Below are 8,970 nucleotides of genomic sequence, written 5' to 3' on the forward strand. Positions count from 1 at the left end.
CCGACACGATGCCGGTTGCCACGGACTGCTCCAGGCCGAACGGGCTGCCGATGGACATGACCCACTCGCCGATGGTGAGGTTGTCCGAGTCGCCGATCTCGATGGGCGTCAGGCCGCTTGCGCCCCGCAGCTTCACCACTGCGATGTCGCTGGACTCGTCGGTGCCCACCACGTCGGCATCGTACTCCTCGCCGCCCACGGTGACCTTCAAGGCATCGGCACCCGCGACCACGTGGTTGTTCGTGACGATGTAGCCATCCTCCGAAAGCACCACGCCGCTGCCGAGCGAGCTTTCGGTAAGCGTTCCGGAGCTTGACGTGCTGCGGCCGAGCATGTCGGTAGACGTTTGCTGCGTATACACGTCGATGGCGGCCACGGAAGGCAGGCACTTCTGCGCCACGGCCTCGGGCAGCGTGTCATCGGTTGACTGGGCCTGGATCTCGGTGTTCGTGGACGCGCCCAGCGTAACGTTGCTGCCGGAAGGGGTCTCCGTCACGTTTTGATACACGGTGAAGCCACCGAACGCGATAACGCAGGCCAGCGCCGCGCCGGCGAACGCCGTGCCGAACGTGCGGCCCGTGGAAGGCTTTGCCGGGTGCGGCTGCTGCGGGTTCACCACCGGCTGTTGGTAGGAGTGCTGGAAGTTCGGCTGCTGGTACGGCTGGCCGGACTGAGGCGTGTAGCCGTTCTGGTTGTCGAATTGATCGGTCATGGTCGGCTCCTTGTTATGGGAGATGCGGGGCTTCCTTTCGCCCCGCGTTCTTTTTGACACGGAGACCTTACCACGCAAAAGCGCCGCTGAGCAGCCCTTGCATCGTTTCGTCACCCGCATGTCATCGAATTACATCCGTTGGTGTACCCCACGTAACCTAAGGCGGCAACTGTGCGAGAAGCAACCTGCGCGGATGACGCAAACGCGCTAGCAAATAAGGTTGCAAACGCGAAAATGGTTGCGCAGCTTTGCCGAACTGCAGCGGCGCTAGCGTCACCGCACCGATACGTTGCGCTATGCTACATGCCAAACGATTTCGTTCGCGAAAGCCTCAACGAAACGGTGGGCAAACGATGGTGCAAGCGCCACCGAAATGACGGGGGCGGATTCCCCCTTCCCTCTTCGGAAAATTCGCCCCTGCCCACCGGACGCGCGGACGCAGCACTATATAGTAAGGAGCAGCAGCATGATGCAGCTAGTTGAAGACATCACGTACCTGGTGAACTACCTGATGGATGAACGCGGCGCCGGCGCGCAGCACATTGAGCCGCAGGAGGACCCGCGTTGGTTCATGGAGCAGTGGGAGCAGTTCCGCGCGCTGGTGAACACGCGCGAGCCGAAGCCCGCCTCGCCGGCGTTTCTGAAGGTGCAGGACCGCGTTCTGCAGCTGATGGTGGCCGAGCCGGGCATCACCGAGGCCGACGAGCTGCCGCGCATCGCCTCCGACGAGCGCCTGACCCTGTGGCGCGGCGACATCACGGCGCTGCGTTGCGATGCCATCGTCAACGCCGCGAACAGCGCGCTTCTGGGTTGCTGGATTCCCGGCCACCTGTGCATCGATAACGCCATCCACACGTTCGCCGGCGTGCAGCTGCGCCTGAAGTGCGCGCAAATCATGCAGCAGCAAGGTTACGAAGAGCCCGTCGGCCGCGCGAAGATCACGCCCGGCTACAACCTGCCCGCCAAGCGCATCATCCACACCGTCGGCCCCATGACGAAGGGCTCGCCCACCGTTGAACAGCGCAAACAGCTGACACAGTGCTACTTGAGTTGCCTTGACGCCGCCGCCCTTGATGGCGCGAAGTCCATCGCGTTCTGCTGCATTTCCACCGGCGTGTTCGGCTTCCCACAGCAAGAAGGCGCGGCCATTGCCACGAACGCCGTGAAGACGTGGCTCGATACGCGCAAACCCGGCGAGCCGGGCGCGGATATGCACGTCATTTTCGACGTTTACACCGAACAGGACGAAACCTACTACCGCGAAATCCTCGGGCCGGACGCGGAAAGCGAAGAAACCGCCGAGGCGTAAGCAAGCCCATTTCTTGGGGCCCGCCTCTACAGCCCCAGCACAGAAAGTGCGATGGCGGCGGCGAGGATCAGGACGCCTACGGCCAGGGCGGCGTAGTCCATGCCGGCGAGGGGGTATTCCTTGAAGCCGCTTTCGCGGGTTCGCAGGTTGAAGCCGCGCACCTCGGCGGCGATGGCGGCCGAGTTCGTTTTGCGCACCGACGACACCAGAAGCGGCACGCACAGCGGCATCATCAGGCGAATCTTCTTCGCGATGCCGCCGTCGAACTCCACGCCGCGCGCCGTTTGCGCTTCCATGATGCCGGACATATCGTTCATGAACACGGGGATGAAATGCACGGTAGACATGAACGTGAACGCGTACTTGTACGGCACGTGCAGCACTTTGACCAGGGCATTCGCCATATCGGTAAGTTTGGTCACATAGAACACCAGAAACAGCGGCACGGCGCACACCACCAGGCGCACCACAATGAGCACGGCTGCAATGACGCTTTCGGTGCCGATGTAGCCCCACGGCAACGCCACCAGCACGTCACCCTGCGGCGTGAACAACAGCGCGATGAGCGCCAGCAGCAGCGAGAACAGCGCCACCGCGCGCGCCAGGCCCAGCGTTTGCGGCAGCATTTTGCACTGCGCCGCCAGCACCACATCAAGCACCGCAAGCAACGCCAACAGCACGAAGTTGCCGGTCGCGAACGTGGCGATGACCAGCAGCAACGCCGCACCCAGCTTCGCCACCGGGTTCATGCGGTGCAGGAAACTATCGCCCGGCACGTACTCCAGAAAACCCTTCATCATGCACCCGCCTTCGCGTTCGCGCCTGCCGCTGCAAGCGCCTCGGTCATCTCGTCAAGCGTATTGGCCGCAGCCACCGCCGAATCGGCCGCAACGGCGCCGTCCTCGGCCAGCCGCAGCGCAACATCGACCACCTGCGGCGGCAGCAAATGCGTGCGCGCCAGGACGTCGCGGTTGCGCAGCACGTCGAACGTGGCGCCATCGGCAACCACCTGACCTGCGGTCATAGCGATGACGCGACGCGCGTAGTCGGCAACCACCTCCATGTCGTGGCACACCATAATCACCGTGGTGGCGCGTGCGTTCATGTCCGCGATGGCGTCCATGACCTTCGCGCACTCGCGGAAGTCGAGGCCGGTCGTCGGCTCGTCGAGCACCACCACGGGCGGCTCGAGCACGATGATGGACGCCAGCGCCAAAAGCTGCCGCGTGCCGCGGTTGAGCAAAAACGGCTCGGCATCGGCATCGAACCCGAAACGCTCGATCATGGCGTCCACGCGCGCCTCGGCTTCGGCGTCGGCCCGCCCCTGCGCCCGGAAGCCGAACAGCAGCTCCTCGCGCACGGTTGCGCAGCAAATCTGCCGGTCGGGGTTTTGGAACAGGAAGCCCACCTTCGCCGCAAGTTGGCTGGTGCGCAGCTGCGTAGTGGGCACGCCGTCGATGAGCACTTCGCCCGCCGTAGGCTTCAACAGCCCGTTGACCAGGCGCATCGTGGTGGACTTGCCCGCGCCGTTCGTGCCGACGAACGCCACGAAGTCGCCGTCGGGGATGCGGAAGCTCACGTCCCGCAGGATAGCGAGCTCGCCGTCATACGACGCGCCCACGTTCTTGAACTCGATCATGCGACGACCCCTTCCCCGCTCAAAACGCGCTTGCACACCGCAACCGCCTCGTCGACGTTGCGCGCCGCCGGCGCGTTCACCAGGCCGCCGGCGCGCAGGCGATTCACCAAGCTGGTGGAACGCGGGCAGTTCACGCCGATCTCCAGCAGCTCGTCGGAATGCTCGAGCACCTCGGCCGGCGTGCCCCGGAAGCGGATTTTGCCGTCGTCAACGATCAGCAGCATGTCCGCGAAATCCGACAGCAGCGCGATCTTCTGCTCCAACACGATGACCGTCGTGCCGTTTTCGCGGGCGTAGCGTGCCAGCAACTCGAACACGGCCAGCGACGACGCGGGGTCAAGCTCGGCCGTAGGCTCGTCGAGCACCAGCACGCGCGGCTTCAGCGCGATGACCGACGCAACCGCCACCTTCTGCTTCTGCCCGCCCGAAAGCTCGGCGATGCCGCGATGCCGCAGGTCGGCGATTCCCATGGCGTCAAGCGCCTCGGTCACGCGCGCCTCCACCTCGTCCTTCGGCACGCCGAAGTTCTCGAGACCGTACAGCACCTCGTCCTCCACCACCGACGACACCATCTGCGAATCGATGTCTTGGCACACGCTGCCCACCAAGCGGCTGATGTCGGTGAGCGACGCCTCGCACGTGTCAAGGCCGTCGATAAGCACGCTGCCGTAGAAATCGCCCGGGTAGCAATGCGGGATGATGCCGTTGAACGCGTAGGTGAGCGTGGACTTGCCGCTACCCGCCGCGCCGGTGATGCCGACGAACGCGCCATCGGGAATGGCCAGGTCGATGCCCTGCAGGATGGGTTCAACCCCCTCCCGATAGCGAAACGACAATTGCGAAATATCGATCATGGAAACCCCTTCAGGTAAGCGGGCAAGCAAGTGGAAAGCTGGCAAATAACGCAGGTGGCGAAGAGTCAGCGAGGGCGCTTCTGGTGCCCAAGATCGCCCTGAGTGAACAAGCCAGTGGCTTGTTCACAAACCATCTATGCGCCCGAGCGGGCGCGCCCAGCTCAGCTGGGCATTGGCCTTTCGGCCATGCCCGTGAAGCTGAAGGGCAAGATTGGGTGCCAGAAGCGGCCGCAGCGTCGAGCGTTTCCGTTTTGCCGCAGGCAAAACGGAAACCTACTAGCGCTTCAGCACCGCGCGCAGGACGGGGGTAAGGATGGCGGCCAGTACGGCGTTCATGGTTGCGGTGCCAAACACCATGACGGCGTACACGCCGAACACGGCAATCGGGGACAGATGCGCCACGGCCACACCCACGATCAGGGCAAACGTATAACCGGAAACAACGGTGGACAGGAAGGTGATGATGGCAGGGGCGGCAACGTTCTGAAACGCCTTGTTGTCGGCGGCAACCTTCACGAACGCGGTAACCAAAAGGCCGCACACCAAAGCGCCCAGCATCTCGGAGGCGATATTCACCAACGGCGTGGCGTTCAACATGGGCAGCTGGCTGACCAGGCCAACCAGCAAGCCGATGACAACGGATTGGAGCATTTTCGGACGCGTAAGAATGATGGCCAGGCAGTACATGGCGATCATGAAGTTGGGCTTCATGCCCGCGAAGCTCAGGAAACTGGAAACGGTGAGCTTGAGCACGGCGCCGGCGGCGATCAGCACGGCCACCAGGATAAGATCTTGTACGGACAGGCCCTCCTTGTTCGCGGAAGTTGCCACCGTACGCTTCTGAGCTGCAACGTTGTTCGACATGATCCTCATTCCTTTCTTTGGCGGTCCCCCGCCGGTCATTGCCCGTCCCCGGGCTTTCGGTTTGCCGGCAACGAACGCGAATGAGGTTTGCAGCTTTAGGAAAGTCAAGTGAAGTTAGGCTTCGGCTATGGCGACTCGCCGCGCCCCGTGGCCCGAGTTCCCGCGAAATAAAAAAACGTCTGTCCTTTGAGATAAAGGACAGACGTTACATCTGCGGTGCCACCTTTACTTGGCTCCCAAAAAGGAACCCTCTCACGAACATGCCAACACATGTTCTGCCCTTAACGCAGGCTCACGGTCCAGATACTCAGTTGCCACGTGCCGCACGGTTGCGCCGCACCTGCCAACCTTTCCCCTTTCCCTCGGCGAACCATTTACCACCCAGCATTTCTGCGGGATTCCCAGCAACACCCGCTCTCTGTGAGCGCTTATGATGGCTTGACTTTCGCCTCAACGGTTTCAAGGTATTAAGTTGTGGCACGAAGACTACATGATGGCCCGCGTTCGCGCAAGACCCGATTTTCGCGAATTTACCATCGCGAAACAAAAGCCCGGCGAGCGGCAAACGAGCGCAGCAACGGATTGCCCGACTGGACTCGAGCGTCAGCCTGACACCGCAAAACGGAGCAGAGGGAACCGCCCCTGTTACCCGCGCAGCGTGGCGCGCAGGCGATTGGGGTTCAGCAGCAGGTCGAAGGCGTCGAGGGGGCTGGTTACCACCACGTCGGCGCAGGTCAGAAGCTTGGCGCAGGCGCCTTCGCCACCTATAACCGCGATGGACAGCGCCGCTTCACCGAACATGGCGATGTCGTTGAAGCCATTGCCGATGCACACGCAGCCCGCGGCACCCAACTCGCGCACGATAGACGCCTTGCAGGCGCTAGCATCATCGCGGTCGAACACGCGCACGTTGACCGGAAGCCCCTCGCACTGCGCGAGCACCGTGCCGAACGTGTCTGCGGTCAGCACGCTGACCTGCGCAAACTCCGCCAAGCGCCGCACACGTTCCGCCACGCCATCCATAAGGCGCCCATCGATGGCGATGGTGCCGTTGTAGTCGCACGCCACCTGGCAAACCTCAAGCACGCCCCGCCCCGGGACATCGATAGTCAACATGCAAGGCCTTCCTTTCGCTTAGGCGACACGGGCTGCCGCCCCGTTGCTTTCATCAAGCGAGTTTACCCGCATTTGCGAGCGCATCGGCCATCACACTTGCCAGCCCACCAGTTTCGCCCGGCCAACGCAAAGAAGCCCGACGAGCAATACGCTGCTCATCGGGCTTCTTAAGGAGGGGGCAAACGTTATCGCGCGAAGTCGGGGCGAAAGCAGCCTTGCCGCGCTTCGCCGTTACGCGCCGACGCCCATCGCGAAGAATGCGTAGCGGGCAACGGCCACGCTGGCAAACGCCAGGACAAGCACTGCAACCGCAGCCGTCTTCCCCGCCAGCTTGCCGCAGCGCACGGCCACCGCGCCAAGAAATCACCAGGTCAACAACGATAACGATGCCCAGCGCAATCGCCCAGTACGACTCCTGGGAAATGCCCGACGCAGGGTTCGCCATGCCGTTCATGAAGCGCAGCGGCTGACCCAAATGCGCCAACGTGCCGCGCAAGCCGATGCCCAGCAGCACCACGCACACCAACGGGAACAGCCAAGGTGTCTTCGCCTCGCGGCTGTTGCCGCACACCGCGTCAACGGCATACGCGCCCGCCGCAAAACCGGCGAACGTCGTGAACGCCAACAAAGGAAGCACATGCAAAATCATGTTCACCAACCGCCTTACACGTAATAGACCGACGGGTTCGTACCCATTTCAGGCAGGTACTGAACGCCCTTTTTCTGCTGCAGCAGCTTGCTCGGCTCGCTTTCCGGGTCGTTCAAATCGCCGAACACGCGCGCATTTGCCGGGCAGGCTTCAGCACAAAACGGCTTCTGACCCTCGGAAATGCGATCTTTGCAGAACGTGCACTTGCTCATGATGTGGTGCACATCGTCCATGGACGGGGCGCCGCAGGGGCAGGTCCACGTGCAATACCCGCACGCGATGCAGCGGTCCTGGTCCACCAGCACCAGACCGGTTTCCGCATCCTTGTGCATGGCGTGGGTGGGGCAGTGCTTCACGCACGCCGGGTCCTCGCAGTGGTTGCACAGCATCGGGCGAAACGCCAGGCGCGTACGCGGGAACGTGCCCGTGGCCTGGTACAACACGTCGCCATCGTGCCGTTTTCCAACGATGAGCCGGCCGAAATGCTTTGCGTGTACGTGAACTCCATCACGAACAGCGTCAGCGCGCTGCGCAAGGCAGAGTGCGTGGAACGCCAGCGCGGCGCGCTAGTCATCACCGATTTCAAGAAGCTCAAAAGCGTAGCGGAAAACCTCATCGTGAAGAAATAGGCGCCGTTGACGCACCGGCAGGAATGCGGCAAGCATCCGGCAAGAGGGCAGGTTCCGCGGCCACTTATACCCCACATTGTGGGAAAGATTTGTTGACAGCGAAAGGATTGTGTGATTCGACTCGCGCACCTCTGGGCGACATCCTTTGCGCGCGTTACTATCGTGAACAACACAACGGCGTCTTGCTCGACGTCCCCGGCTTGCTTGCCAGCACCGGGGACGTTGTTTTTGTCCGACGCCTTCCCTATCCGAATCCGAGAGCGCATATGCGTTTGGCGAGCCTGCGGGCCGCCCTTGGCTTGTGCGCTCATCGGGCAAGCGCGCAGCCGTACCCGCGCCGCGCAGAGAGGAGCCGCTCATGGCTAACTGGGGCTTGACCCGCAAGCAGATCGTCATGCTGGCCGTGCTGGTATTCGGCACGTTCGTCACGGTGCTCAACCAAACCGTCGTGTCGCCGGCGCTGCCGTCCATCATGGCGGAAATGAGCGTCGACGCCGCCGTCGCACAGTGGTTGACCACCGGATTTACGCTAGTCAACGCCATCATGGTGCCCATCACCGCGTTTCTGACCGACCGCTTCACCACGCGCCGGCTGTTCCTTGCGTCCATGGTCCTGTTCACCGCCGGCACGGCGCTGGCGGCCTGGGGCCCGAACTTCCCCGTGTTGCTTGCCGGCCGTTTGGTTCAAGCTGCCGGCACCGGCATCCTCATGCCGCTCGTGATGACGGTGCTCATGTGGACGTTCCCCGTCGACCGTCGCGGCACCGCCATGGGCGTGTTTGGCATCGTCATCGCGTTCGCCCCCGCCGCCGGCCCCACCGTCGCCGGCATCATCATCGACCAGGCGAACTGGCACGTCATGTTCTGGATCATCGCTGTGCTGTGCGCAGCCGTCATCGTGTTCGCCGCCGCAGCGCTTGAACGCGGCGGCGAAACGAACAAGGATGTGAAGCTCGACGTGGTTTCGGTCGTCCTGTCCACACTCGGGTTCGGCGGCCTGTTGTACGGCCTGTCCGCCATCGGCAGCTACGGCGTGACGGCCGATTCGGCGGGCGGCGTCATCATCGGCGTGATTGCGCTCGCGTTCTTCTTCCGCCGCCAGCTGCGCATGGAGCAGCCCATGCTGCAGGTGCGCGTGCTGACGAACCGCAAGTTCCTCATCGCCACCATCATCGTGATGCTCGTGCAAGGCGCGCTG

The 8,970-nt window shown here is 62.9% G+C and carries 11 protein-coding genes; 3 read left to right on the forward strand and 8 right to left on the reverse strand.

The window, feature by feature from the left end; translation table 11 throughout:
- On the reverse strand, positions 1-712 hold a 712-nt coding region (locus ACWI6D_RS08795; protein ID WP_449134406.1), incomplete at its 3' end, for a S1C family serine protease.
- Between the two features lie 466 nt (positions 713-1,178).
- Here ACWI6D_RS08795 and ACWI6D_RS08800 point away from each other — a divergent pair.
- On the forward strand, positions 1,179-2,021 hold the full coding sequence (locus tag ACWI6D_RS08800) for a protein-ADP-ribose hydrolase (protein WP_337368088.1): 843 nt from the start codon (positions 1,179-1,181) through the stop codon (positions 2,019-2,021).
- Between the two features lie 26 nt (positions 2,022-2,047).
- Here the strand turns inward: ACWI6D_RS08800 and ACWI6D_RS08805 are convergent, their stop codons facing one another.
- The 7 genes from ACWI6D_RS08805 to ACWI6D_RS08835 all read right to left on the reverse strand — a co-directional run bounded on the left by ACWI6D_RS08805 (position 2,048) and on the right by ACWI6D_RS08835 (position 7,586).
- Positions 2,048-2,821, reverse strand: a complete 774-nt coding sequence (locus ACWI6D_RS08805) for an energy-coupling factor transporter transmembrane component T family protein (RefSeq protein WP_449134407.1) — start codon at positions 2,819-2,821, stop codon at positions 2,048-2,050.
- Positions 2,818-3,660, reverse strand: coding sequence for an energy-coupling factor ABC transporter ATP-binding protein (locus ACWI6D_RS08810; RefSeq protein WP_449134408.1), 843 nt, complete (start codon positions 3,658-3,660; stop codon positions 2,818-2,820). The genes ACWI6D_RS08805 and ACWI6D_RS08810 overlap by 4 nt, the downstream gene beginning before the upstream one ends.
- Positions 3,657-4,514, reverse strand: coding sequence for an energy-coupling factor ABC transporter ATP-binding protein (locus ACWI6D_RS08815; RefSeq protein ID WP_449134409.1), 858 nt, complete (start codon positions 4,512-4,514; stop codon positions 3,657-3,659). Before ACWI6D_RS08815 ends, ACWI6D_RS08810 begins: the two co-directional genes overlap by 4 nt.
- A 276-nt stretch (positions 4,515-4,790) precedes the next feature.
- Positions 4,791-5,378, reverse strand: a complete 588-nt coding sequence (locus ACWI6D_RS08820; RefSeq protein ID WP_449134410.1) for a tryptophan transporter — start codon at positions 5,376-5,378, stop codon at positions 4,791-4,793.
- A gap of 645 nt (positions 5,379-6,023) precedes the next feature.
- Complete coding sequence (locus ACWI6D_RS08825; RefSeq protein ID WP_449134411.1) at positions 6,024-6,494, reverse strand: HAD family hydrolase; 471 nt, start codon at positions 6,492-6,494, stop codon at positions 6,024-6,026.
- A 52-nt stretch (positions 6,495-6,546) separates the two neighbouring features.
- Positions 6,547-7,143 carry a DmsC/YnfH family molybdoenzyme membrane anchor subunit gene (locus ACWI6D_RS08830; RefSeq protein WP_449134415.1) on the reverse strand — a complete coding sequence of 199 codons (597 nt, stop codon included), beginning with the start codon at positions 7,141-7,143 and terminating at the stop codon, positions 6,547-6,549.
- Between the two features lie 14 nt (positions 7,144-7,157).
- Positions 7,158-7,586 carry a 4Fe-4S dicluster domain-containing protein gene (locus tag ACWI6D_RS08835; RefSeq protein ID WP_449134412.1) on the reverse strand — a complete coding sequence of 143 codons (429 nt, stop codon included), beginning with the start codon at positions 7,584-7,586 and terminating at the stop codon, positions 7,158-7,160.
- 39 nt (positions 7,587-7,625) lie between these two features.
- Here ACWI6D_RS08835 and ACWI6D_RS08840 point away from each other — a divergent pair, with 39 nt between their 5' ends.
- Positions 7,626-7,772 carry a hypothetical protein gene (locus ACWI6D_RS08840; RefSeq protein ID WP_449134413.1) on the forward strand — a complete coding sequence of 49 codons (147 nt, stop codon included), beginning with the start codon at positions 7,626-7,628 and terminating at the stop codon, positions 7,770-7,772.
- A 358-nt stretch (positions 7,773-8,130) separates the two neighbouring features.
- Positions 8,131-8,970, forward strand: an 840-nt coding sequence (locus ACWI6D_RS08845) for an MFS transporter (RefSeq protein ID WP_449134414.1), incomplete at its 3' end; no start/stop codon positions are given.

The organism is Senegalimassilia sp., assembly GCF_977052095.1.